The sequence below is a fragment of the Fibrella aestuarina BUZ 2 genome, from assembly GCF_000331105.1.
Lineage (GTDB): Bacteria > Bacteroidota > Bacteroidia > Cytophagales > Spirosomataceae > Fibrella > Fibrella aestuarina.
This window is the reverse complement of record NC_020054.1, coordinates 6,005,116-6,030,482: the sequence shown is the minus strand read 5'-3', so window position 1 is coordinate 6,030,482 and position 25,367 is coordinate 6,005,116. Positions and strand designations below refer to the sequence as shown.

Annotated in this window: 25 protein-coding genes; 11 read left to right on the top strand and 14 right to left on the bottom strand. The window is 57.1% G+C overall.

Annotated features, from left to right (window positions below):
- Positions 1-77 precede the first annotated feature (77 nt).
- Both FAES_RS24950 and FAES_RS24945 read left to right on the top strand, forming a co-directional pair.
- Complete coding sequence (locus FAES_RS24950; protein WP_015333980.1) at positions 78-1,430, top strand: cytochrome P450; 1,353 nt, start codon at positions 78-80, stop codon at positions 1,428-1,430.
- A gap of 30 nt (positions 1,431-1,460) precedes the next feature.
- Positions 1,461-2,312 (top strand): SdiA-regulated domain-containing protein, encoded by an 852-nt coding sequence (locus tag FAES_RS24945; protein ID WP_015333979.1) that lies wholly within the window; start codon positions 1,461-1,463, stop codon positions 2,310-2,312.
- A 98-nt stretch (positions 2,313-2,410) separates the two neighbouring features.
- Here the strand turns inward: FAES_RS24945 and FAES_RS24940 are convergent, their stop codons facing one another.
- Complete coding sequence (locus FAES_RS24940; RefSeq protein WP_015333978.1) at positions 2,411-2,956, bottom strand: hypothetical protein; 546 nt, start codon at positions 2,954-2,956, stop codon at positions 2,411-2,413.
- A 155-nt stretch (positions 2,957-3,111) separates the two neighbouring features.
- On the opposite strand from FAES_RS24940, the gene recO reads away from it, so the two are divergent.
- The 3 genes from recO to FAES_RS24925 all read left to right on the top strand — a co-directional run bounded on the left by recO (position 3,112) and on the right by FAES_RS24925 (position 4,854).
- The gene (gene recO, locus FAES_RS24935; protein WP_015333977.1) at positions 3,112-3,804 is read left to right on the top strand and encodes a DNA repair protein RecO; all 693 of its coding nucleotides are present in this window, start codon (positions 3,112-3,114) and stop codon (positions 3,802-3,804) included.
- A gap of 114 nt (positions 3,805-3,918) precedes the next feature.
- Positions 3,919-4,350 (top strand): hypothetical protein, encoded by a 432-nt coding sequence (locus tag FAES_RS24930; protein ID WP_015333976.1) that lies wholly within the window; start codon positions 3,919-3,921, stop codon positions 4,348-4,350.
- A gap of 81 nt (positions 4,351-4,431) precedes the next feature.
- On the top strand, positions 4,432-4,854 hold the full coding sequence (locus FAES_RS24925) for a pyridoxamine 5'-phosphate oxidase family protein (protein WP_015333975.1): 423 nt from the start codon (positions 4,432-4,434) through the stop codon (positions 4,852-4,854).
- A gap of 7 nt (positions 4,855-4,861) precedes the next feature.
- Here FAES_RS24925 and lptB read toward each other — a convergent pair whose 3' ends face one another.
- From lptB to recJ, 3 genes are read right to left on the bottom strand one after another with little or no spacing between them, the layout of a single operon-like run.
- Positions 4,862-5,596 (bottom strand): LPS export ABC transporter ATP-binding protein, encoded by a 735-nt coding sequence (gene lptB, locus FAES_RS24920; RefSeq protein ID WP_015333974.1) that lies wholly within the window; start codon positions 5,594-5,596, stop codon positions 4,862-4,864.
- 58 nt (positions 5,597-5,654) lie between these two features.
- Entirely contained in the window at positions 5,655-6,080 is a 426-nt protein-coding gene (locus FAES_RS24915; RefSeq protein ID WP_041258377.1) for a hypothetical protein, read from the bottom strand.
- 7 nt (positions 6,081-6,087) lie between these two features.
- Entirely contained in the window at positions 6,088-7,854 is a 1,767-nt protein-coding gene (gene recJ / locus FAES_RS24910) for a single-stranded-DNA-specific exonuclease RecJ (protein WP_041258376.1), read from the bottom strand.
- A gap of 63 nt (positions 7,855-7,917) precedes the next feature.
- Between recJ and FAES_RS24905 the strand changes: the two genes are divergently transcribed.
- The 3 genes from FAES_RS24905 to FAES_RS24895 all read left to right on the top strand — a co-directional run bounded on the left by FAES_RS24905 (position 7,918) and on the right by FAES_RS24895 (position 10,964).
- Positions 7,918-8,334: a DUF2141 domain-containing protein gene (locus FAES_RS24905; RefSeq protein WP_041258375.1), complete on the top strand. Its 417-nt coding sequence runs from the start codon at positions 7,918-7,920 to the stop codon at positions 8,332-8,334.
- 65 nt (positions 8,335-8,399) lie between these two features.
- Positions 8,400-10,421 carry a M1 family metallopeptidase gene (locus tag FAES_RS24900; protein ID WP_015333971.1) on the top strand — a complete coding sequence of 674 codons (2,022 nt, stop codon included), beginning with the start codon at positions 8,400-8,402 and terminating at the stop codon, positions 10,419-10,421.
- A gap of 96 nt (positions 10,422-10,517) precedes the next feature.
- The gene (locus FAES_RS24895) at positions 10,518-10,964 is read left to right on the top strand and encodes a VOC family protein (protein ID WP_015333970.1); all 447 of its coding nucleotides are present in this window, start codon (positions 10,518-10,520) and stop codon (positions 10,962-10,964) included.
- An 83-nt stretch (positions 10,965-11,047) separates the two neighbouring features.
- Here the strand turns inward: FAES_RS24895 and FAES_RS24890 are convergent, their stop codons facing one another.
- Genes FAES_RS24890 through FAES_RS24880 form a run of 3 tightly spaced genes read right to left on the bottom strand, consistent with a single transcriptional unit; the run spans position 11,048 to position 15,363 of the window.
- Entirely contained in the window at positions 11,048-11,983 is a 936-nt protein-coding gene (locus FAES_RS24890; RefSeq protein ID WP_015333969.1) for a ketopantoate reductase family protein, read from the bottom strand.
- Positions 11,984-11,986: 3 nt separating this feature from the next.
- Positions 11,987-13,927, bottom strand: coding sequence for a CocE/NonD family hydrolase (locus FAES_RS24885; protein ID WP_051054303.1), 1,941 nt, complete (start codon positions 13,925-13,927; stop codon positions 11,987-11,989).
- The gene (locus FAES_RS24880; protein ID WP_015333967.1) at positions 13,924-15,363 is read right to left on the bottom strand and encodes an aminotransferase-like domain-containing protein; all 1,440 of its coding nucleotides are present in this window, start codon (positions 15,361-15,363) and stop codon (positions 13,924-13,926) included. The genes FAES_RS24885 and FAES_RS24880 overlap by 4 nt, the downstream gene beginning before the upstream one ends.
- 342 nt (positions 15,364-15,705) lie before the next feature.
- Between FAES_RS24880 and FAES_RS24875 the strand changes: the two genes are divergently transcribed.
- The 3 genes from FAES_RS24875 to FAES_RS24865 are packed head-to-tail and all read left to right on the top strand — an operon-like array spanning position 15,706 to position 17,243.
- A complete protein-coding gene (locus FAES_RS24875; RefSeq protein WP_015333965.1) occupies positions 15,706-16,290 on the top strand; it encodes a DUF1572 family protein in 585 nt (194 codons plus the stop codon).
- Complete coding sequence (locus FAES_RS24870) at positions 16,290-16,649, top strand: nuclear transport factor 2 family protein (protein WP_041259456.1); 360 nt, start codon at positions 16,290-16,292, stop codon at positions 16,647-16,649. The genes FAES_RS24875 and FAES_RS24870 overlap by 1 nt, the downstream gene beginning before the upstream one ends.
- Before the next feature lie 45 nt (positions 16,650-16,694).
- Positions 16,695-17,243, top strand: a complete 549-nt coding sequence (locus FAES_RS24865; protein ID WP_015333963.1) for a DinB family protein — start codon at positions 16,695-16,697, stop codon at positions 17,241-17,243.
- Between the two features lie 48 nt (positions 17,244-17,291).
- Here the strand turns inward: FAES_RS24865 and FAES_RS24860 are convergent, their stop codons facing one another.
- The 7 genes from FAES_RS24860 to FAES_RS24825 all read right to left on the bottom strand — a co-directional run bounded on the left by FAES_RS24860 (position 17,292) and on the right by FAES_RS24825 (position 25,299).
- Positions 17,292-17,780 carry a type II toxin-antitoxin system VapC family toxin gene (locus FAES_RS24860; protein WP_083891509.1) on the bottom strand — a complete coding sequence of 163 codons (489 nt, stop codon included), beginning with the start codon at positions 17,778-17,780 and terminating at the stop codon, positions 17,292-17,294.
- Positions 17,781-17,939: 159 nt separating this feature from the next.
- Positions 17,940-19,277, bottom strand: a complete 1,338-nt coding sequence (locus tag FAES_RS24850) for a TldD/PmbA family protein (RefSeq protein ID WP_041258373.1) — start codon at positions 19,275-19,277, stop codon at positions 17,940-17,942.
- Positions 19,278-19,400: 123 nt separating this feature from the next.
- Positions 19,401-21,056: a TldD/PmbA family protein gene (locus tag FAES_RS24845; RefSeq protein WP_015333961.1), complete on the bottom strand. Its 1,656-nt coding sequence runs from the start codon at positions 21,054-21,056 to the stop codon at positions 19,401-19,403.
- 25 nt (positions 21,057-21,081) lie between these two features.
- The gene (locus FAES_RS24840) at positions 21,082-21,774 is read right to left on the bottom strand and encodes an ATPase (RefSeq protein ID WP_015333960.1); all 693 of its coding nucleotides are present in this window, start codon (positions 21,772-21,774) and stop codon (positions 21,082-21,084) included.
- On the bottom strand, positions 21,771-22,013 hold the full coding sequence (locus tag FAES_RS30230) for a hypothetical protein (protein ID WP_015333959.1): 243 nt from the start codon (positions 22,011-22,013) through the stop codon (positions 21,771-21,773). Before FAES_RS30230 ends, FAES_RS24840 begins: the two co-directional genes overlap by 4 nt.
- Positions 22,014-22,176: 163 nt before the next feature.
- The gene (locus FAES_RS24830) at positions 22,177-23,541 is read right to left on the bottom strand and encodes a TldD/PmbA family protein (RefSeq protein ID WP_041258371.1); all 1,365 of its coding nucleotides are present in this window, start codon (positions 23,539-23,541) and stop codon (positions 22,177-22,179) included.
- Between the two features lie 117 nt (positions 23,542-23,658).
- Entirely contained in the window at positions 23,659-25,299 is a 1,641-nt protein-coding gene (locus tag FAES_RS24825; protein WP_015333957.1) for a TldD/PmbA family protein, read from the bottom strand.
- Positions 25,300-25,367: the final 68 nt, after the last annotated feature.

Sequence of the window (25,367 nt, the reverse complement as noted above, 5' to 3'; positions counted from 1 at the left end):
CGCCTCCGTCGGTGAATTCGTTGGTGAAAAGCAATGAATAACCGTAGTTGACGCGCGGCCAATGACTATTTTTGTTTATGGACGCTCCCATTCATCCCGGCCTGCCCTTTGTTGGAAACACGCTCGAAATCGCGCGTGATCCACTGGCGATGTTCGGCCGGCTCTTTCAGCGGTACGACCGGATCGTGAAGATCAACATCGGCGGGCGGAATCAGTACCTGGTTTTCCGGCCCGAAGATGCCAAACACGTGTTGCAGGAAAACCACCGCAACTACGGCCGGTCGCCCGCCTTTCTCATTTTGAAGCGGTTTCTGGGCGAAGGGCTGCTTACCAGCGATGGCGATTTCTGGCGGCAACAACGGCGGCTGGCGCAACCGGCCTTCCACCGGCAGAAAATTGCGTTGCTTGGTGAAACCATGGTGCAGGAATCGGCCGCCTGGATCGACGAACTGGCACAGCACGACCTGACAACGCCCGTGAACACGTCGCAGGCGTTTATGGACGTGACCATGCGCATCGTCTGCAAGACGCTGTTCAGCACGGACGTAACCGGCAGCGATGCGCTCGACGGCCTCTCAAACGCGCTTGATACGCTCAACCGACTGGCGAACGATTCGCTGCTGTCGCCCATCAAATGGCCGCAGCACTGGCCTACGCCGCGCAACATCCGCTTTCGGCAGGCGCGTGAGCGGGTCGATAAACTGATTTACAGCCTTATCGCTGACCGCCAACGGACCGGCGAGCGCCACGACGACCTGCTCGACATGCTGATGTATGCCGAAGACGAGGAAAACGGGCGGATGTCGGAGCAGCAGCTGCGCGACGAGTGCGTGACGCTCTTCACGGCGGGCCACGAAACCACGGCCGTCTCGATGGCCTGGACAACGTACCTGCTGGCCCGCCACCCCGACGTACTGGCCCGCCTGCGCGCCGAAGTCGATGCCACGCTGGGCCCTTACGCGCCAGGTACGTTGCCGTCGATCGCGGCCTTTCGGGCCATGCCCTACACGCTGCAAGTCGTGCAGGAAGGACTGCGGCTGTACCCGCCCGCCTGGGCGATGAGCCGGATGGCGCTGGGCGAGGATCAGATTGGCCCGTTTCGTATTCCAAAGGGCGATACAGTGCTGGTAAGCCCGTACCTGCTGCACCGCGACCCTGCTCACTGGCCCGACCCCGACCGCTTCGACCCCGACCGATTCCTGCCTGAGCAGGAGAAAGAACGCCCCGCCTACGCGTATTTACCATTCGGTGGGGGGCCGCGCTTATGCATTGGCAATCAGTTCGCCTTGCTCGAAATGCAGATTCTGCTGGCCTTGCTGGTGCAGCGGTTTGACTTCCAACCGGCTAATACCCGTCTTGTCAGGCCCAAACCGTTAATTACCTTGCGCCCAAATCGCCCCATTGAGTTACACCTAACGGCCCGACCCTGAGCCGGCTTGCTGGAGCGACGCTCTATAACTATGCGCCTCAATTTGGTTATTGCCAGTGTACTGGTGGCGGCCGCCTGCCAGCCTGCAAAAAAACAACCTGCCGAAACCACGCAGGCGGCGGTCGTCAGTGCGCCGATTCCGTATGCGCTCGACCAGCCCGCCGAGACCCACAAACTTCCCAATGACCTGCGGGAAATTTCGGGCCTGAGCTATTACAAACCGGGCAAACTCGCCTGTGTGCAGGACGAACTGGGCGTAGTGTTTATCTATGACACACGTACCCACGCCGTCGCCGACGAGCACATCTTCGGTAAAAACGGTGATTATGAAGGCGTCGAGTTTGTCGACGGGCAGTTGTATATCATGCGCAGCGACGGCGAACTCTACCAGATGGAGCCGCGCGATGGCATCAAAATTATCGGCGGCAGCCCGCAGACGCGCCACGTAAAGATTGACCTGCCTGGCAAAAATGACATGGAAGGCCTCGGCTACGACCCGCAACTCAAAGCGCTGGTGCTGGCTACTAAAGATGGCAAGGGGCTCGACAAAACGATTTACCTCTACAGCCTGCAGCACAAGACGCTGTTTCAGGGAACGGTGCTGAAACAGGAGGACATTCGCGCCTTTGAGCCGGATCTGCCCGAATTTAAGCCGTCAGGGATCGCCGTACACCCCAAAACCCGCGACTATTACGTGCTGTCGAGCGCCGCGCACCGGCTGCTGGTTATGACGCCCTCGGGCAAGGTGAAATCGCTGGTGCCGCTCGACGAAAAGCTGTTGCGCCAGCCCGAAGGCATCTGTTTTGCCCCCGACGGCACGCTCTACATCGCCAGTGAAGGCGACGGCAAAAAAGGCGTCGTGCTGGTGTTTGACGGGAAATGAGGGATCGGCTTTCTTTGTCATTCCGACCGGTCCGCCGGTCGGAATGACAAAAAACGTCAGCCAACTTAAACGCGAACCGTCAACCCTCAAACGTCTTGTCAAAACCGCACCGTCCCGCCTACGCCGACGGCATACGTACCCAGCGGGGTAGGGGCGAGGGCGGCCCCAACGCGGTACTCGGCGCGGGGCACTTGCCGGAGCATGGTGTTGTAGCGGGCCACGGCCTTGTTGACCTGCGTGTTGGCGACGATCACCGTACCGAACGCCAGCACTATGCTGCCACCGTAAACCGTCCAATATTCGCCCGAATTGAACCCGACGGACTTGGTCCGGGTAAAGAAATAAACCAGCGGCACGAGTGCCGTCAGTCGGCTCACGGTCGTCCAGGTGCGGTAGTTGCGGTAATGCCGGTTGACGAGCGGATCGTTGAGTTCAAAAAAAGGAATCTCTAAAGAGGCCGCCGACGTCAGGCGCTTACCGCCGTAGAAATACACACTACCGATTGCCGACGAGCCAATGGCCCGTTCAATCGGCCGTAGATGCGCCGGAACGGGCGTAGTGCGATAAAACGACGTATCGCGTTGTGCATAGCCTGACAGCGCTACGAATAGCAGCAAACAGCCAGCAAGTAGAAAAGCTTTCAACGGGAAATGGTAGGTTAATGGTCACTGCATTGTCCAACGCGTAGCCGGGGTAGATTGTTGCTCAACTCAATAACTGGCTGGTAAGGCAGCCCCTAATGGTACTTTTTGAGCGCTTCGGTTGTTGATAAAGTAGCGTCACTGCGTCCCGTTTGCTCATGCTGCACAAAACCCAGGGCATTGCCCTTAGCTACATCCGTTACCGCGAATCATCGATTATTGCCCGCGTTTATACCGAAGCGTTTGGCTTGCAAAGCTACATCATCAACGGGGTGCGGTCGGCCAAGAGCAAAACCAACCGGATTGCGCTTTTCCAGCCCCTGACGCTGCTCGACATGGTCGTGTATTACAAAGAAGACCGCGACCTGCACCGGATTTCGGAGGTGAAAACGCCCTATCCGTTTCAGCACATTCCGTTCGAAGTGGCTAAGTCGAGCATCGCCCTGTTCGTGACCGAGATGCTCACCAAAACGCTGAAAGAAGAAGCCAGCAACCCGGCGCTGTTCCGGTTTCTGCTCACGTCGATCGTGTACCTCGAAGAAGCCACCGAGCAGTACGAAAATTTCCACCTCGCGTTTCTGTTGCAACTGGCGTCGTTCCTGGGCTTTGGTCCCGAAAGTGCGGGCGAGTTTGAAGCCCAACTTCGCGAGCATTCGGTGCCCTTCCTGGCCGACGACACCATGAGCGAGGCTGTCAACACGTTTCTGAGCACGCCTATCCACACGCCCGTTCGGCTCAATCGGGCCCAGCGCGCCGACCTGCTCGATGGCCTGGTGGCTTATTACCGTATTCATTTCGATAACCTCGGCGAGGTAAAATCGCTGGCCGTACTGCGCGAAGTATTGGGGTAACGTACCCGGTGGGAGCTGCCTGACACGTGCCATAAATCAATCAAAGCGCTGATTCTTGTCAGCCGCTGGCGCGGGTGGGTGGGGTAGTTTTGAGGTAAACGAACTGCCCCGTTGATGAACTCCCTCTTGTACGTAACCGATGGCTCGGTCGATTCGGCTCTGACGCTGAGAAACTGGCTGACTGCTCACACTCAACCAGCGCCGCGGCTGACCGTGGTGCTGCCCTACGATCTGGCGCCCGACCAACCGCTGCATAAAGACGTGCTGCGTCCGGCTAAAGCCGCCGCTGAGGGCCATTTGCAACAGTGGGTTGCCATGCTGGGTGATGCCAAGCTGGGCAACTTGACCACCGAGACGCTGCTGGCCAGCCCCGAACACGCGACCACGCTCCATTTGCTCATCAGGCCCTATGATGGCTGGCTCGTCGATGATCAAGATTTAATGGAGATGATGGCTGACGTATTGGCCCGGACACGTACCCAGCCCCTCTGGCTCACCACCAGCAATGCCACCGCGCCCATAGCTAGGCCGATACTGCCCGGTTGAGCGAAATCACCTGATAGGCTGATCGGGAGTCGGGAAAAACGAGACCCACTTAGGTAGCTTTATAGACAAACCCCGACCGCTATGTTACGTGACCTGACCCCGGAAGTAACCGACCATATTCTCCGCAATCAGTTCTTTGGGCGGCTTGGCTATGCCGAGAATGGGCAGGTGCAGGTATTGCCGGTAACGTACCTGTACGATGGACAGGCCATTTACGGGCAGACCCGCGAAGGGGGCAAAACCCGCAGTCTCCGGCAAAATCCGTCGGTTTGTTTTGAGGTCGATGAACAGGCCACGCCCACCTGCTGGCGGAGTGTAGTCGTGCAGGGCGTGTATGAAGAGTTGCAGGGCGACGAACGGCAGCACGCGCTACAGCGGCTTGGCCCCGCCCGACTGGCGCCACACAAAGAGCCAGATGCCAACGGAGTGGCCGACTTTCCATCTACCATCGTCTACCGCATCCGCATTCTGAGTAAGACTGGCCGCAGCGAAACAAAGGACTAGCGCGGCGCTACATTACTTTTCGCTTCAGCTCGAAGTTTTGGCCCAGATACAGCCGACGGACGTGCTCGTCGTTGGCAAGGTCTTCGGCCGACCCCTGTTTGAAGATTTTTCCTTCGATCAGCAGGTAGGCCCGGTCGGTGATCGATAGCGTGGCGTTTACGTCGTGGTCGGTAATCAGAATCCCGATGTTGCGGTGTTTCAACTGCGCTACGATGCTCTGAATGTCTTCGGTCGCAATGGGGTCAACGCCCGCAAATGGCTCATCGAGCAGAATGAATTTCGGGTCGACGGCCAGGGCGCGGGCAATCTCGGTGCGGCGGCGCTCCCCTCCCGATAACACTTTGCCCAGGTTCTTACGCACGTGGCCGAGGTGAAACTCGTCGATGAGCTCCTCCACACGCCGTTTCTGCTCGTCTTTGGGCTTTTCGGTCATTTCCAGCACCGCCAGAATATTCTCCTCCACCGTCAGGTCGCGGAATACCGAGGCTTCCTGCGCCAGATACCCCAGCCCGAGCCGGGCGCGTTTGTACATGGGCAGGTCGGTGATGTCGCGGTCGTCGATGTAGACCTTACCGCTGTTAGGTTTCACCAGCCCCACGGCCATGTAAAAGGAGGTCGTTTTACCGGCGCCGTTCGGTCCCAGCAAGCCCACAATTTCGCCCTGCGCGACCTGATACGACACATTGCTGTTGACAAAGCGGCTGCCGTACTTCTTGACTAAATTTTCAGTTCTGAGAATCATATGGGATTGATGGGGCGCGGATGAAGCGGATTTTCGGGATGATCGTGGATCGGTGACTTCAATCTGGTTCACTGCTAGATGAACGCGGTTTCTCAGAACGAAGACGGTTTTTAAAAAGAATATTACGTCTTCTGTAATCGATAAGCTGAGCCATCCCTGACTCCATCAAGCGTACCTTCACATTAGCGTACTTCTTCTTTTCTACCATCAAATAGCCTGTCCTTTTATAGACACGAATGATGCCATCCATTGACTGGTAAAGTGGACTATTTTTCTGAGTTAGGAGTACCCGGGTAGGAGGCAGATGGCCGAATATCTCACCGCCCTTCTTGTTGAAATACTCAACTTCTGCAGTAGAATCCGTAACAGTAAGGTAGCATAACAAGAAATTGAGCTCATTCCCTCTGTAGACCCCTTTAGGAAGACCTTGGCTACTGGCCAAAGTTGGTAAAGCTAGAGCGAACGCCAACAGCAGTTTATCCATTCACTGACTACCCTAATCGAATATCCTTCAAATACAATTGCAGCGATGACGTGCCGCCGTAGTGGTTTTCGTCGATGGAGTAGCAGATCGAGAAGGGTTCGCCCTGATGCAGGTGATCGGCCCACACCGCCATGCCGAAACCGATGGCCGTGAACGAGTGCCCCGAACGTACCTGACGGCACGTAAACTTCAGGTGTTTCTCTTTCATCACGACCGGCTCGCCCACCAGCACCACCTCGTCGGAACGGAAGACCGGCGACATGTTGTGCGGACCAAACGGCGACATCTGCCGCATAATCCGGTAAAACTTGCCGTTGATCTCGCTGAAATCGAGTGGAATGTCGATCTCGACGCGCGGAATCAATTGCTCATCGCGGATTTTAGCCGATACCACTTCCTCAAACCGCTGCCGGAAGGCGTCGACATTCTCGATGGGGAGCGTGAGCCCCGCCGCGAAGGTGTGTCCGCCAAACTGCTCCAGCAACTCCGAGCACGCTTCAATGGCCTCGTAGACGTCGAACTCTGCCACCGACCGCGCCGACCCCGCCGCTTTGCCATTCGACTCGGTCAGGATGATCGTGGGACGGTAAAATTGCTCGATGCACCGCGATGCCACTATCCCAATAACGCCTTTGTGCCATTTTTGATCGAACAGCACCGTCGATTTAGCCTTTATTAACAGTTCGTCGTTGCGGATCATGGCCAGCGCCTGCTCGGTCATGTTCTTGTCGAGGTCCTGCCGGTCTTTGTTGTGCGTTTGCAGGCCGTAGGCGTGGTCGTCGGCTTCGTCGTGGGTGTTGCAGAGCAGCAATTCCACGGCAGCGCGGGCGTGCTTGATGCGCCCGGCGGCGTTGATGCGCGGCCCCAGACCAAACACCACGTTGGTGATGTCGAGCGCCCGTTCGGGTGGGGGGCAGGTTTCGTGTTCTTTCACAAAGCCTGCCACGCGCAGCAGCGCACAAAGCCCAACCCGGGGCGCTGTATTGAGTTGTTTCAGCCCAAAATAGGCCAGCACCCGGTTTTCGCCCGTGATCGGCACAATGTCGCAGGCAATGCTCACTGCCACCAGATCGAGGTAGGGCCAAAGCGTCGACTCGGGCAGACCACGTACCTGACAGAGCGCTTGCAGGAGTTTGAAGCCCACGCCGCAGCCCGTCAGTTCCTTATACGGGTAGTGGCAGTCAGTGCGTTTGGGGTCGAGCACGGCCACCGCATCAGGCAGGGCGTCGCCCGGACGGTGGTGGTCGCAGATGATAAAATCGACGTCCAGTGCGTTGGCTTCGGCCACGCGGTCGATGGACTTGATGCCGCAGTCGAGCGCGATGATGAGCGTAAACCCGTTGTCGGCGGCCCATTGCACACCCGCTTTCGAGATACCGTACCCTTCTTTATAGCGGTCGGGAATGTAATGATCGAGGCGGTCGTAAAGCGTGCGCAGGAAACCGTACATTAGCGATACCGACGTGGTACCGTCGACATCGTAGTCCCCGTAAATCAGAATTTTTTCACCTGTATGCATCGCCCGCGTTAATCGCTCAACGGCCCGGTCCATGTCGCGCATCTGGAAGGGGTCGTGCAGATGGGTTAGCTCGGGTCGGAAAAACGTACGCGCCTCCTCGAAGTTGCTGACGCCACGCTGTACCAGCAGGCTGGCCAGAAATGGGCTGATATTCAACGTCTGCACCAACGATTCAACGGCCGTTTGTTGGGCCGGTGCATCGGGGAAGGGCTTCAGAATCCAGCGTTTTGAGGGCGGGGCGGGATGTACAATCATGCGACTTGCGTACGGGGCATCAGTACGCAAGTTAATTTCGTTTATCCAAAAACAGTTTCCACCATGCTTATTTTCCTGCTTGCCCTTACCAGCCTGTTTACTTCCCATCCGCCCGTCAAAAAAACCACGCTGACCGTCGAAGCCCAGAACATCCGGGAGCTGAAAGGGCAGGTGCGCTTCGGGCTGTTCACCTCCGAGAACGGGTTCCCCGACAAAGCCAAACCCGCACAGGCCAAATCGATTGGGGCAACGGGCCGGACGGTTCAGGCGACGTTTGAGGTAGACCCCGGCACCTACGCGCTGGCTATTTACCACGACGTAAACGGCAACGACAAGATTGACAAAAAGATGTTTGGTATCCCCACCGAACCCTATGGATTCAGCAACAACGTACGCCCTCGCATGTCGGCCCCGTCTTACGACGACTGCAAAGTGGTCGTCGGCGAAGCCGGAAAAACTATTTCAATCCAACTAAAGTAGCGGCCGCAACGATCCGCGTCCGTCAGCGGACCGGCAATCCCCCGCGGTGCTAGGTGACAGCGCTTATGAATTACTTCTTCTTGCTAGGCTGCCTGCTGACAACCAGCGTGTGGGCGCAGACCAACGTACCCGCCGGCTCGGGCAGTATGGACGTACCCGGAACCGATGCCTGCGTGGCCGGGAAGGTGCGTTTTTTCGGGCAACCGGGTCGACTGAGTCAGGGATCGGCCCGGCTGCTGGGGCCCGCCGTGCAGTCGGCGGGCGACGCGACCATCGACGTCACCTACTACGGACTCGACCTGCGCCTGACGCACACGCCCAACTACCTGACCGCCGCGACGACCGTAACCCTGCGCCCCGCCAGCAGCGCGATCAGCCAGTTTTTTCTGGACCTCAACTCAGTGCTAAAAGTCGACTCCGTCAAGAGCAACGGCCAGCGCCTGACGTACGCACACGCAAACAATCGCCTAACGATAACCCTCCCGCAGACACTAGCCGCGGGGCAAACGGGCCGGGTTACGGTATACTACCAGGGCGTACCCCCAAACACCGACGACGCCTTCGTCTTTACGACCCACGGCTCGGGCGGGCCTAACAATCCGCTGATTTATTCCCTGAGCGAGCCTTACGGCGCCTCAAACTGGTTTCCCTGCAAAGATACCCCCGCCGACAAGGCCGATTCGTCGGCGGTGAGCATTACGGCCGCGCCCATTTTCGTGTCGGTGTCCAACGGGCTGTTGCAGGGTGTCACGACCAACGCCGACGGCACCAAGACGTACCGCTGGAAAAACAGCTACCCCATCGCCCAGTACCTGATCTCGATCGCCTGCGCCAACTACCAGCAGTACGACACGCCCTTCAGCTACAACGGCCAGACGATGCCCGTGACGCATTACCTTTTTCCCGAAGATGCAGCTACCTACAAAACGGCCGTCGACGAAACCAACGCCATGATGCGGGTCTTTTCCAACTTGTTTGGCCCGTACCCGTTCATCCGGGAAAAATACGGCCATGCCGAGTTTGGCTACGCGGGCGGTATGGAACACCAGACGATCAGCTCGATGGCTCCCAACTCCCTGACTCGCAACGTGATTTCGCACGAACTGATGCACCAGTGGTTTGGCGATAAAATCACCTGCCGCGACTGGCAGAACATCTGGCTCAATGAAGGGTTCGCGTCGTATGGCGAAGCCGTGTATCAGGAGGCCATCGGCGGCCGAACGGCCTATAAAGCCTATATGGATGCTTTCATGAACCAAGCCTTACTGGTGAGTGGTACGCTCTACGTGCAGAACGTCAACAGCATCAACGAAATCTTCAACTCAGGCCGCTCCTATGCCAAAGGGGCTACGGTGTTGCACATGCTCCGGGGCGTGCTGGGCGACAGCACGTTCTACAAGGGCATGCGGGCTTACGCGACTTCACCCCTGTCATACAGCACGGCCGTGACGGAAGATTTTCAGCGCATTATGGAGCAAACGTCCGGGCAACCGCTCGACTACTTTTTCAAAGAATGGGTTTATGGCGAACGTTACCCCACCTACCAGTGGTCGATCGCTCCGGTGGCGGGTACCAGCACGGCGGTGTTGAGCCTGACACAAACGGCGGGCAGCAATCCTACGTCGTTTACGATGCCCATCCAGGTGACAGTGCAGTCGGCGGCGGGCGATCGAATCGTTACGGTCGTCAATGATCGGCCCGTTCAGTCGTTTACCGTTACGGGAAGCGGCGCGGTGACCGGCGCCCTGTTCGACCCCAACAACTGGATTCTGAAACGGGCGCAGCAGGTAACGCCCCCCACCGGCGGAACGGCGGTGGTATTGGCTACGCAGGAGGCGATCAACCTGCGCGTCTTTCCGAACCCCACCGCCGATCAGCTCACGGTCGAGTTTACGACGCAGCAACCCGGCCCCCTGACGCTCTCGCTGGTGAACCTGTTGGGGCAAACCGTGCTGACCCAACCCGAAACCAACGTACCCAGCGGCCAGCAGCGGCGCACCATCGGGCTAGCCAACGTACCCAGCGGGCAGTATGTGTTGCGCCTGCAAACCGCCGACGGGGTTAAAAGCACGGCGGTGGTGAAGTAAGAAGGTCGCCCTTTCTGGTTTGCTATCTGACGGTACTCGCCGGCTTATACGCGCCGGGTGACGATAACCGTTAGACATCAAACGCAACAGAGCATCATGCGCTTCCTTCTTCCTCTTCTGCTGCTTGCCCAACTGGCCGTCGCCCAGGATAAACTGGGTGTTGTGGGCCACAACCATATGGCGCTGCACGTGAAAGACATGGCCGTCAGCACGGCCTTTTTCCGCGACGTGATGGGCTTCAAACCCATCCCCGTGCCCGAAAACCTGAAAGCCATCCGTTCGTGGTTCGATCTGGGCAACGGCCAGCAACTGCACCTGATGGCGGGCCGCCCCGATACCGAACAGATTATTCACGACAAAAACGCCAGCCACTTTGCCCTGTTCGTCGATGACATCGCCAAGTCGGAAGCGTACCTGAAGTCAAAGAATATCACCTACCATAAGCAGGTACGGTTCGATGGCGTCACCCAAATCTATTTCCCCGACCCCGACGGTTATCTGTGGGAGCTGAACCAGGGAAAGGTGATCCCCAAAGCCTATTAATACCTGCCCGACAGGGTTGCTTGTATACCTAAAGCCTTATGCGAATCCTGCGCATAAGGCTTTTTTAGTGGGGTGAATGTCAGTCAGCCGCCAGTGGTAGATCGGCTGGCTTCGGCTTTGAGGCGGGTTAACTCCCCGAGTAGCTGGGTACGTATAGCCAGCTCGGGCTTGCCTAGCCGATGGGCAAGGCGGGCCACTTCCAGATTTAACGTGCCGATTTCCGTCTCGCGCCCCTGATTAATATCGACCAGGGTGGAAATGAGTTGACCGTCAGAGCGTTGACTGATTTGTAGTAGCCGTTGCTCGACTGCCTGACTATCCAGCGTAATACCCGCTTCTCCCGCCACAACCACACATTCGCTGATCACCTCACGAGCCAATGCCAGCACCGATGCATTCCGGTGGAAGATACCGTTGTCGACGCCCAGCAGCGGACAGATGGCGTTGAACACACAGTTCGTAACAACCTTCTCCCAGATCGCGACCTGAATGTTCTTTTCGGCCCGGAACGGAAAGTCGGTCGTCGTGATCTGCTCGACCAGCGCAGCCAGCCCCGACGCATCTCCCCGGATAACACCCACCGGTGACGCCGCCACGGGCTTGTAACTGACCATGTATGGGGTACGTACCTGACTGGTAGCCAGCAACACACAGCGGTAAACCTGCGGGAAACCCGCTTCCAGATAGGGTTGCTCGATAGCCAGTCCGTTCTGAAGAAGGATAAGCGGGGAGTCGCCCGTTTTGCCCCGTAACCGCCGGGCCAGTTCAGCGTTACCGAACGATTTGTTCGTCAGCAAAACAAGGCCGTGCAGGCGGTCTATGTCGTCCAGCGTGCCGATGGGGAGCCGGGCTGTCTGGCTGGTTCCGTCGTTGAATTCGACGGTGATGAGCACGTCGGCTTCTGCCTGACTCGTCGGGCGACTCCGTAGTAAGACGACGTTTTTGCCCGCCTGCCGCAGCAGAACGGCCAGGGTCATCCCAATGGCCCCCGCCCCGACAATGTAAATCGGTGTTTGCATAATTTAAGGGAGAAGGGTTACCTCGATAGCCGAACGGCCATAGACTCGATGCCGAGCCGACCGGAAATCGGTTGGTTTGGCTTTGTAGATCGAGTTGACGAACGTTTGTGGGTTGCGGTCAATCAGCGGAAACCAACTGCTCTGCACCTGTATCATAACACGATGCCCCTTTTTGAACGTATGCAGTACGTCGGGCAGGCGAAACGTTACATCGGTGACCCGATTGGGCGTCAATGGTTCGGGCTTCTCGAAACTCCGGCGAAACCGGCTGCGTTGCACATCAGCTCGGACCAACTGCTGGTAGTTGGCCAACTGGGTTTGGGGGTTGGGCAGGTAAGGATGGTTCGGCTCGTTGGGCGGGTACACGTCGATGAGTTTCACCACCCAGTCAGCATCGGTACCGGTACTACTGACCTGTAACCGAACCGTGATTTCGCCCCCCACGGTCAGGTTGTCGGATAAGGTATCGGTCTGAAACGTAAGCACATCCGGTCGGGCGCTGGCAAACCGCTGATCGGCCGACATATAACTAAACAACGCACTGAAATCCGGCTCGGCGGTCAGGGACGCTTCGGAGTACGGTACAGGATTGGCCGGATCGCTGACATACTCCCGAAAACGGACTGAATCGCTAGCCGAATCGCTGGTTGAGCCGGGGAACGCTGTTGTCAATCGGCCGCTCGGGTCTAAGTGCCAGCGCAGGCGGCGGGAGGTAGCCAACGTCCACTGGTCAAAGGCTTGCCAGCGCTTCAGTCCTGTATCGTACAGGCAGATCTTGGGTAGGCCGGTTTGGCCGTCGCCCGCGCCTTTCAGGTAATGGTGGAAAAAAGGCGCTTCCAGCGTGCGTTGGTAGTAGGTAGCCAGGCTATCACCGAAGTACAGGTCATTGTGGAGCGTATGGCCAGTCTCCTGCGACCAGCCCCGGTGCCCAAATGGTCCCATCACCAGCATTGGCCGGGCCTGTGGGCTGTGTCTGGCTAGTGTTTTGTAGATACTCAGCGGCCCGTACAGGTTTTCGGCGTCGAACCAGCCCCCAACCACCAGCACGGCGGGCCGGATCTGGTGCAGGTGAGGTAACAGATTTCGCCGCTGCCAGAACGCATCGTAGTTGGGATGGGCCACTGTCTGCTGCCAGAACGTATTTCGGGCCAGATACCGCTGCGCGTTGGTTAGCGGCCCCAGCTTCTTGTGCCAGCCGAACTCGGTTTGGGTGCCCGTTTCAATGAGCGCATCGGCAAACCACGGCTTGGTGGTTGGCCGGGGTGGGCTTTCGCCAAAGAGTGGGTAAGCCAGCAACGCCAGTTGGGTAAAGGCCCCGTTATGGTGCATATCTTCCCGAAAGAAGTCGGCGATGGGGGCCTGCGGCGAGGTCGCTTTCAGCGCGGGATGCGCGTTAACGGCACCCGCCATCGCGTAAAAACCGGCGTAACTCGCGCCCCAAAGCCCAACCCGCCCGTTGTGGTGTTTGAGGTGCCTCAACAGCCAGTCGATGGTATCGTAGGTATCGGTGCTTTCATCAACCGGGGGCTGACCGTTAGGCAACGGTTTTGTACTGGTGACGAAAGGGGTCATGTTGGTCCAGCGCCCCTCCGACGCCCAGCGCCCCCGCACATCCTGATACACGAATATGTACCCGTCGACCTGTAGGGTAGGGGATGGCCCCAGATCCTCTCTGTACTGGTCGGGGCCATAAGGTGCCGACCCGAAGCAGGTACGTTGCATCAGCAGCGGGTAGGTACGTTGGGCCGAAGCATCGCGGGGAACATAGACCGCCGTGTAGAGCTTTACCCCGTCGCGCATGGGTACGTTGTACTCAAACTTTTGGTACTGCTCCCGCACCGGGGGCGTATCTGCCGGGGTGGCCCGTAGCCAGAGCAAACTCAGCAGGACGGTGAAAACAGCGTTTAGCCGGCTCTGTTTGCCGATCTGTAGGTGTCGAGTCATCGGGCTACTTGTTGGTGGATGCAGTGGCCAATCTGGCGCAGGCCCCATTCGACCCGCTCATTAAAAGGCAGGCCGTAGCTGAGCCGCATGCAGTTGGTGTACTGGGGCTGAAGGCTAAACAGCTGACCGGGCATGATGCTGATCTGAAACGGAGCCAGTTTATCGGCCAGCGCGATCGTGTCGACAGCCGGGTCCACTTCAACCCATAGGGTGAATCCGCCCTGTGGTTCGCTGATGCGGGTGCCTTTGGGGAAGTAAGTCCGAATGGCGAGCTGATAGCGTTGGCAATTACTCGTCAGCGTCCGACGGAGCCGCCGAAGGTGCAGTTCATAACGATCGTTGGCCAGAAACGTAGCGATGCCCTGCTGGGTGATACCCGGTGAAAAACCGGCCTGATACCGCTTGATCTGGAGCAGTGCGTGGTAATATCGCCCCGGCGCTACCCAGCCAACCCGGTAACCGGGAGCCAGCGTTTTGCTGAACGAACCACACCAGAGCACCCACCCTTGTTCGTCGTAGGCTTTGCAGGGGCGTGGGCGGTAGGCCGAAAAATGCAGATCGCCGTAGAGGTCGTCTTCGATAAGGGGCAGTTGATGCCTTTCAAGCAACCGAACAAGCCGCTGCTTGTGCGCGTCGGGCATACAACTGCCCAGCGGATTGCTGAAGTTAGGCACCAACAAACAGGCCTGCACCTGCCCCGCCTGCATATGCGTTTCGAGTACGTCGAGATCGATGCCCGTCAGGGGGTCGGTGGGTAGTTCGAGTACGTTTAACCCTAGCGAAAGAATACTCTGGAGAATACCGAAGTAGATGGGGCTCTCCACAGCGACGGTATCGCCCGGCTGGGTGACGGTCTTCAGGCACAGCGTCATGGCTCCCGTGCAGCCTTCCGTCGTGATAATCTCCTCGTCGGTGAGCTGCCCACCCCAGAACAGGGCATGGCGGGCAATCTGCCGCCGTAAGGCTGCATTCCCTTCCATCAGCTCATACCCAATACCGGCATGAGGCATGTTGCGTTGCGCCTGCTGGAAAGCCCTGGTCAGCTTTGGGATAGGTAATAGGCTGGGGGCTGGCACACTCATGGAAAAAGGAAGCCAGTCGGCCTCGCGCTGTTGTCGCATCAGCCGTAGCAGAATCGACTCCAGATCCAACGGGCTCCCTTGCTGTGGCAAGGCCTGCGGCGCCGATCGGCGTGGTACGCGCTGCTGCCGTTGGCCCTGCGTGCGGGCGTAATAGCCCGACTGCGGGCGGGCTTCTACCAGTCCTTCGGCTTCCAGGTAGTAATAGGCCTGCTGCACCGTATTGATGCTGACACCTAGTTCCTGGCTGAGCGTACGGACGGAGGGGAGCTTGTCGCCCTCGGCCAGCAAGCCCAGTCGGAGTTTATCGCCAAGCTGACGGGCCACCTGCTGGTATTTAGGGATGAAGACAACCATTGGCTTGCTGTTAGCGACTGTCGAGTCGATGCTGGGCAAAAGTAAGCGGGCTTACTGTACGCTTTACCATACACTTTTCACCTAAAAAAGCCATACAGTTGGTTGGCGTTCCGGCAGGCGTAAGGCGGCCAACTGTATGCCGGTAAATGGAGCAAAGTGCCTCTGTTCAGGAACGTACCTGCTGCCTTCTTTTGCCCTAGTTAGCGCCAGTTTACCGCTGGGCTGCATAAAAGCGTAGCTTGAGGGACTCGCTTCCCCGTGTCGGCGAAGAACAACTCGCCAAGGTTGTCAGGGGTTGCCTCCAACAAGATAGTGCTGATGGTTTACTAAACGCCATACGTTATGCCGAATGACACCTTACAGGATCTGATTAACCAATTCGAGTATTACAAACAACTGGGCGAAAAGGCGTTGGCCCAGATTCCCGACGATAAACTGAACTGGCAGTATAACCCGACCTGCAACAGTGCGGCCACCGTCGTCAAACACCTGTGGGGAAATATGCTGAGCCGGTGGACGGATTTTCTGACGACCGATGGCGAAAAAACATGGCGCGATCGGGAGGCTGAGTTTGACAACGACGGCTGGTCGCGCGATGAGTTGCTACAGCGTTGGAACGAGGGCTGGCACGTGTTGCTGAGCACCCTCCGCGCCCTGAAAGAAGAGGATCTGACTAAAACGGTTTACATCCGTAATCAGGGGCATTCTGTTCGGGAAGCCATCAACCGGCAACTGGCGCATTACCCCTACCATGTTGGGCAGATTGTGCTGTTGGGTAAGATGCTGGCCACCAACTGGACGTCGTTGTCTATTCCGAGAGGGGCATCCCGGCAATTCAATCAGGACAAGTTCGCCCAGCCGAAACACAACGAACATTACACGGCTGAATTCCTAGGAAACAATGAATCAAAACCAGATGAACGATGATGACGTCGGAACAAGCCAACCACTTTGCCAATGATTGGATCACTGCCTTCAATGCCCACGACCTAGAGGCCATTCTGGCGCATTATACGGAGGACGTCGTATTTTATTCCCCTTTCATTCCGCTGTTGCAGGTCAACGAATCAGGCTGCGTAACCGGCAAACAGGCGTTGAAGCGGTATTTTCAGCTTGGGCTGGCCACCTATCCTGACCTGCACTTTACGCTGCATCACGTTTTTGTGGGCATCAATACACTGGTTATTCACTATACATCGGTGAATGGCCGGCTTGCCTCGGAGGTCTTTCAACTGGATGAAGACGGCAAAGCCCGGCAGGTTTTCTGCCATTATACCATGCCCTAACCTGTTGAAAACGAATATGGTACTTCATCGCCCGCCAAGAGAATTATGACGATCACTCGCCCTGGCCCTGCCGAATACAGCCCCTATCACATCCCTTATCTGCGGTTTGTGCCGGAAGGAACAGACCCGCTTGTCCTGCTTCAGCGACAGCCCGACGACGTAAGGGCGTTACTCGGTTCGCTGACCGATCAGCAGGCGTTGACTCGGTATGCGCCGGGAAAATGGAGCATCAAGGAAGCGTTGGTTCACCTGATCGACACCGAGCGAATTTTTGCCTATCGTGCGCTTCGCATAGCCCGCGGCGACCAGACGCCCCTGCCGGGTTTCGAGCAGGATGACTACGTACCCAACTCCGGAGCCGATGCCCGTTTGCTTACCGACATTTGGGCGGAGTATGAGGCTGTCCGAACGGCTACTCTGCTTTTACTCAATAGCCTCACCGAATCGGCGCTAGCTCGGGTGGGTGTAGTTAATGGGAATGTGTTGAGCGTGCGGGCACTGATTCACGTGCTGGCCGGCCATGAAGCCCACCACATACAGCTTTTCAAAGAGAAATATCTGGCATGCATTAACACGAAGAAAGCCACCGACTAGCAGTGGCTTTCTTCGTGTTAATGCATGCCATAGCAGAATGACGCCGTATTAACTTACATCGGAATCAAATGGATTTAGGATACTGACCTGATCATCCAATCCCACAAAATCAGTCACGTTTCGCGTAATTAATTGGCAGCCGTGTTCGCGGGCTGTAGCCAGAATAATGGCATCTGGTAATTTTATCTTTCTTGTTTTCCGATAGGCTACAACCCGCTCAGCAATAGCTTGCGTAATAGGTAATGGAGCCAACAGCGAAAAAAGCGTTTTCGTAAACGCCTCTTCACTGGCGTCAGCGAACGGATAGCCGACGACCTCCATATAGGTGATCAGCGAAACCAGTAACTCATCATCTGGACGAGAAAAGTCACTGACTAGCAGTGACTTTTTCGACAAATAGATTACAATGTTACTGTCCAATAACAGTCTATTCCCACTCATCACGGAGCCGTTTTTGCCACTCTGCTGGTTCGTCAATAGCGCTGAAGAACGCCGAAGAGGCTGATTGGTCCAAGAATTGGGCAAGGCGATGAGCATTGCCGTCTGTTGCCGGAGGCAATTCGCGAACGGTTATCTCCACCTCTTTGCCCAATAGGTCATCTACGTCCGCTAATCGAACGAACGGGCTATCCAGATGAAGCCGATAGGTGTGAGCGATCATGACAAAGACTATTTTCTGACTGAATATACGAAAAATTACACGGCGTCGGAGAGGCTGCTGAAGGTGAACTCGCGAATCTTCATCGGCGGAATCAGGTAGTTGCTATCCGATTCGGTGCTGACGACGCGCTCCGGTTTGCCCAGCGTTTCGAGGTTGTTGAGCATGATGACCGGGCTTTCGTTAAAGCGGAAATTCTTGACCGCGTGCTTGATCTTGCCATTTTCGATCAGGAACGTTCCATCGCGGGTAAGGCCCGTGAGCAACAGCGTCTGCGGGTCGACCGAGCGGATGTACCAGAGTTTGGTAACTAGAATCCCCCGCTGCGTGCCTTTGATCAGATCGGCCAGCGACGCCGTGCCACCCGCCATGATCAGGTTGTTCGGAAACGGTACGGGCTGCTTGCCCTGCTTCTGCGCCCAATAGCGCGAATAGGCCATATTCCTGACCACGCCTTTGTCGATCCAGACGTTTTTGGGCTGCGGCAGGCCGTCGCCAGACCAGGGTGCGGCGGGCAGCTCGGCGTTGGTCGGGTCGGAGTAGATCGTCACGCGCGAGTCGACGATCTTTTCGCCCAGCTTGGTCTTGCCACCCGGTTTGCTCAGGAACGAGCGGCCTTCGTCAGCCGAACGGGCATCCATGCTGAAAAACAACTGTTCGAGCATAACGGCGGCGGCGGTTGGCTCCAGAATAACGGTGTATTTGCCTGGTTCGAGCGCCTTCGCATCGGCCGAGGCGGCGGCTTTCTGCATGGCGATGCGCGTGGCGGCGGCCGTGTCGAGTTTCGCAACGTCGCTATACCCCTTGGCAACGTACCCAGACCCTTTGCCGTCGGCGGTGCGCACGGTGAGCGAGAAATTGACGTTCGTGCTGGGGTAGTAAGCAAACAGCCCTTTCGAGTTCATCATGGCCTGATACCCCCGGAAGTCGTCCATAAAGCCGGCGGCGGTCAGGTTGGCAGCGCGGGTCAGTTCGAGGCTTTTGGCCACGGCTTCGGCGCGGGCAGCGGGCGTCAGGTTGGCCGTGCTGGGGAAAAAGCCATTCGCTTTCAGGTACGTTTGCGGCCCCAGTACGCTCACGTACTCGGGGTTCTCGGGTGCCAGCCGGGCCAACTCTTCAGCCCGGCGCACCACTTTCTGGAGCGAAGCGTCGTCAAACTCGTCGATGGTCGCCGTACCCACTTTTTTGCCAAACGCCGACTGCACCACCAGGTTCTGATTGGTTCGGCTGCCGCTGGTCGATACTTCGTTGCGGGCGTAGCGGATGTTGCCGCGTTCTTCGCCCGATATATTTACCTCACACTCGTCGGCTTTTGAGTAACTGAGGACTTTGGTCAGCAGCGCTTTCGCTTCTGCTTCGGAAAGAATGGTAGCCATTGAAGAAAGTAATTTGTGGTCAGTTGGCTTCGCCGTCATTGATGGTCATTGGTAGTCATTCATTGTATCGGCTACAAATGACAATGAATGACCACCAATGACGGCGAAGCCAACTGACCTCCCTTATATTTTCCGTGCTGTATTGATCACATTGACGCCGTTGAAGCGCGTGGTGGCCGAGCCGTGCGATACCGAGCTCGACTGGCTGGGTTGCCCTTTGCCGTCGAAGAAGGAACCGCCGAGGCGATAGTCGCGCTCGTCGCAGATGGCCGCGCACGAATTCCAGAATTCCTGCGTGTTCGATTGGTAGGCCACGTCTTTCAGCATCCCTGCGATTTCGCCATTCTTGATTTCGTAGAACAACTGCCCGCCAAACTGGAAGTTATACCGCTGCTGATCAATCGAGAACGAACCGTCGCCCACGATGTAGATGCCCTTTTTCACATCCTTGATCATGTCCTGTACCGACAGCGGCGTTTTACCGGCGGCCAGCGAGACATTGGGCATTCGCTGAAACTGCACCGTACCCCACGAATCGGCGTAGCAGCAGCCGTGCGATTCCTTTTCGCCGATAATCGCGGCCTGATCGCGGATGGCCTGGTAGTTGACCAGCACGCCATCCTTCACCAGGTCCCATTGTTTGGTTTTGACGCCCTCGTCGTCGTAGCCCACGGCACCAAGCGAACCGGGTTGCAGCTTATCGGCGAAGAGGTTGACGATCTTGCTCCCGTAGTTGAAATTCTTCGATTGCCACTTATCAAGCGTGGCGAACGACGTACCTGCGAAGTTCGCCTCGTAGCCCAGCACGCGGTCGAGCTCAAGCGGGTGGCCCACCGACTCGTGAATGGTTAGCCACAGATTGCTCGGGTCGAGCACCAGATCGTATTTGCCCGCCTCGACCGATTTGGCCGACAGCTTCTCTTTGGTCTGCTGGGCGGCGGCAATCACGTCTTCGAGCATGTCGTAGCCCTTGTTGTAGCGGGTGGTCACGCCCGTGACTTTGTCGGCGGGGTTGGTTTGGACGTATTCGTAGCCCATCCCCGACGGCGCGCTCAGCGCCTGCCGCGTCTCGAACTTACCCGATTTCTGGTCGATGCTGGTTACGTTGAAAATGGGCCAGATCCGGTGCACGTCCTGGTCGGCGTAAGTGCCGTCACTGGTGGCGATGTACTTCTGCTCATTGACCAGAAACATGACCGAATTGACGTAGTTGGCCCCGTTTTTCATGGCGGCGGCGTTCACGCCCAGCAGCAAATCGACTTTCTCGGCAATGGGCACTTCGAAGGCGTTTTTCTGGATGGGCGTTTTCCAGTTCACCTCGCCATAGCCCTGTTGCGGCGCCAGTTGCACCGGCTGCTTGAGCAGGCGGGCGTTGGCCTTGGCAATGGCAACGGCCTGTTCGGCAGCGCGGGCCATGTCGGCTTCCGTTTTGGCGTCGACGATGGCGGCAAAACCCCAGCAGCCATCGGCAATCACCCGCACCCCAATGCCGTAGCTTTCGGTGTTGACAATGTTCTGCACCTTGTCTTCGCGGGTAACCACAAACTGGTTGAGGTAGCGGCCAATACGCACGTCGGTGTAGGTGGCTCCTTTGGCTTTAGCCGTGTTGAGGGCAGCATCGGCGAGTCGTTTTTTTACGGCCACGTCGAGCCCTCGTTCGAGCAGGACGGCCGCATCAACGGGGCGGCCAAGGGTAGGAATGGCGGCGGCCAACTGGCTGGGAAGAAACAGGCCGGCTGTTCCCATGCCCATAAGATTGGCAAAATGTCGGCGGTTCATGTGTTGGGAAGTGAGTTAGCGAATACTAGTGAATAGGGCTATCAGGTAAATCAGGGCGATTTTTGCCCATCTGCTGTTGATAGCGGGCTCTGATTTCGTCAATGGATGCAGGTGTAGCAGGCAACGTTGCATCACTACCGGCGTTGGTCATATGGTCGGCCAGGTTGAGGAGCACCCAGTTGGGTTGCGGCGTTTGTTGAATAGTGACTTCACCGTCGATACGCTGATACACGACCTGTAGCTGGTCAGAAGCGTCAAGGAGCGTAAGGTTGTCAGGTGTCGCAAAGAAGTGGTTGAGCAAGGAAAGCCCCGCTGCATATCGGCCGCGAATGACATCGTCCCGAACGAAATGCCCACCCTGTACATGACGATTGATGACGCGCTGATAGAGAATCGGGAGATCGTCAAGGCAAATAAAAAGTAACCGGAATTCGTAACCGGTCTGTTGCAGTGCCTTGAAATACTGCCACGTTTCGGCGTCGTGTAGGTTGGTTTCTACGGCAAACGGCTCACGCTTCGACAGGTGCTGCTGAATCCGCGCCTGGGCTGCTTCGTTGGTGAGCCGTTGAATGACCTCCTGGTGCGTTTGCTGTTGCCGAATTTGCCGGGCGATGTCATCGGAGTTGATTAGCTCTACCCCAGCGGGCAAATACTGAAATGAAGCCGTCGATTTACCAACTCCGTTAGGGCCTGCCACAACGTAGAAGAACGGTTTCATGAAGGCAAAGGCTCAGTATGCCCATCCGCGTATTCTTTGAGGAGCTGGCCGTTACGCTTGATGATAACCGGCAATCCCCGGCTGAAAGCCGCTTCACGCACTTTCCGGTAGACCTGAGACGCCGCCTCTTCCAACTCATCGACCGTCATTTTCTCCAGTGGCTTTTCAGCCCCGCCATAAAGCGGAAGAATGGACTGGGCCGGTTTTTCATCCAGAAGCGGAGCGTTGAAGCTATTCATGGTGACCTGCTTTGGATCGCCAACTTGACGGGTAGCCCGGCTGAGTTTGTCGAACGACTAATCAAGTTGGCGATTCGGTATCATAGGCCTATTCGTAGGCCAGAAGCTGACAAAAATACGTACCTACCGTATCTGTTAAGTAATACTGGTACGTAAATCAAAACTACACGGCGTCGCTCAGGCTGCTGAACGTGAAGTCCCGAATCTTCATGGGGGGAATCAGGTTGCCGTTGGCGCGGACGGGTTTACCCAGCGCCTCCACGTTGTTGAGCATGATAACGGGGCTTTCGTTGAAGCGGAAATTCTTCACCGGGAACTTCAACTGCCCGTTTTCGATGTAGAAGGTTCCGTCGCGGGTGAGGCCCGTGTACAGCAGCGTTTGCGGGTCGACCGAGCGGATATACCAGAACCGGGTGACCAGAATCCCTTTCTCGGTGCTCTTGATGAGGTCGGCCAGCGAGGCCGAGCCGCCTGCCATGATGATGTTAGACGGGGGCGGGGTAGCCGTTACGCCTTTCTTCTCGGCCCAGTACCGTGAATACGACATGTTCTTGACCACGCCTTTCTCGACCCACGTTGTTTTGACCTGCGGTCGACCGTCGGGGCCACCGCCGCCGAAGCGACCGCCGCCTCCGCCACCACCACCGCCCGCACTAAAAGGCGAGCCGGGTACGTCGAGATTTTGCGGATCGGTGTAGATGGTGACGCGCTCATCGAAAAGCTTTTCGCCTAGCCGCGTGCCGCCCCCCTTTTTGCTTAGGAACGAGCGCCCCTCGTCGGCGTTGCGGGCGTCGAGGGCGAAGAAAAGTCCGTTGAGTAAATCAGACGCGGCCGTCGGTTCCAGAATCACGGTATACTTGCCCGGTTCGAGCGCCCGCGCATTGACCGATGCGGCGGCCTTTTGCATGGCAATTTCGGTGGCCTGCTTTGCGCTGAACTGACTCACGTCGTTGTAGTCCCGGATCACGTACCCAGACCCCAACCCATCAGCCGTACGCACCGTCACCGAGAAATCGGCACTGGTGGCACGGTTGTAGCCAAACAGGCCTTTGCTGTTGGCGATGGCCGTAAACCCGGTTGTATCCTCCAGGTAACCCGCCGCCGTGAGGTTTTTCTTGGCGCAGGGCTCGATGCTGTCGATGGCCACTTGTGCCCGGTACGTTGGGTCAATTTTGGCGGTGCTTTCGGCGTACGACTTGGTGTCCAGGTACGTCTGCGGCCCCAGCATCGGCATGTATTCCGGGTTTTCGGGCGCCAGCAGGGCAATCTCTTCGGCCCGGCGAACGGTTTTTTCCAGCGAGGCGTCGTCAAACTCGTTGATGGTGGCCGTCCCCGACCGCTTGCCATACACCGACGTGACGGCCAGACTCATGTTGTTCGACTCCCCCGAGGTCGACACCGTATTGCGGGCGTACCGGATGTTCCCCGTGCGCCCACCGCTCAACGTCACCGCGGTTTCGTCGGCTTTGGCAAACGAGAGCACCTTGTCGGTGATGCGTTTAGCTTCTTCTTTGGTTAGTATAGCCATTTGCTTCGCGTCAGTTGTGGTCATTTGGCTTCGCGTCATTTATAGTCATTCATTGTCATTCGTCGCAGATACAAAGAATGACAATGAATGACTATAAATGACCACCAATGACCTTTCTTATATCTTCCGTGCCGTGTTGATTACGTTGACGCCGTTGAAACGGGCGGTGGCTGAGCCGTGTGAAACGGCGCTCGACTGGCTGGGTTGCCCTTTGCCATCGTTGAACGCGCCGCCCAGGCGGTAGTCGCGCTCGTCGCAAACTGCTACGCACGAGTTCCAGAATTCCTGGGTGTTGGCCTGATACGCCACGTCTTTCAGCATGCCCACGATCTCGCCATTCTGAATTTCGTAGAACAATTGCCCGCCAAACTGGAAGTTATACCGTTGCTGATCGATCGAGAACGAGCCATCACCGATGATGTAGATGCCTTTCTTGACGTCTTTGATCATCTGCTCGACCGACAGCGGCGTTTTGCCCGCTTCGAGCGATACATTGGGCATGCGCTGGAACTGCACCGAACTCCAGTTGTCGGCGTAGCAGCAGCCGTGCGATTCCTTTTCGCCGATAATGGCCGCCTGATCGCGAATGGCCTGGAAATTGACCAGCGTTCCGTCCCGCACCAGATCCCATTTTTTGGTCGCTACGCCTTCGTCGTCGTAGCCCACTGCGCCCAGTGAACCCGGCTGCAATTTGTCGGCAACCAGATTGACTTGCTTCGAACCGTAGTTAAAATTCTTTGATTTCAGCTTGTCGAGGGTGGCGAAGGACGTACCCGCGTAGTTGGCTTCGTAGCCCAGCACGCGGTCGAGCTCAAGCGGGTGACCCACCGACTCGTGGATGGTCAGCCAGAGGTGGCTCGGGTCGAGCACAAGGTCGTACTTACCAGCTTCGACTGACTTGGCATTCAGCTTTTCTTTGGCCTGTTTCGCCGCCGCCGTAATGTCTTCGAGCATGTCATAACCCATTTTATACCGGGTCGTGATGCCGCCAACTTTATCGGCCGGATTGACTTGCAGGTAGTCGTAGCCCATGCCCATCGGGGCGCTCAGCGAATTGCGGGTCGAGAACTTGCCATTCTTCGGATCGACGGCCGTTACCGTGAAGTTAGGCCCGATGCGGTGAATGTCCTGATCTGAATACGTGCCATCAGTCGAGGCGAAGTACTTCTGTTCGTTGACCTGAAACAACACGTTGTTCACGAAGTTGGCTCCATTCTGCATGGCAGCGGCATTGGCCGCCAGCAGCAGGTCGACTTTCTCCTTGATGGGCACCTCGAAGGCGTTCTTTTTGATGGGTGCTTTCCAGCTTACGTCGCCGTAGCCTTTTTGTGGGGCCAACTGCACAGGTTCGGTCTGAATCCGGGCGTTGGCTTTGGCAATAGCCACGGCCGTTTGGGCGGCTTTGGCTACGGTAGCCTCATCTTTCGGGTTGGCTACGGCCGCAAAACCCCAGCAACCGTCGGCGATCACGCGGATACCCACCCCGTAGGATTCGGTGTTGACGATGCCCTGCACGCGGTTTTCGCGGGTAATGACAAACTGATTGAGGTAACGCCCGATGCGCACGTCGGCATAGGTGGCGCCGCGCGCTTTGGCCGCGTTCAGCCCGGCATCGGCCAGGCGTTTCTTCGTGGCCACGTCGACACCCGGCTCCAAGAGGGCTTCCGGGCTAACGGTATGTGAAAAGGCGGGTAGGGTGGGCATCAGTATGCCGGCCGCCCCCAGGCCCAACATTTGGTTAAAGTCTCTGCGATTCATGGAAAGTTTTTGAGAAAGGATGGGAACGCGGATGACGCGGATCAGAAGGATTCACACGTATTTTTAAA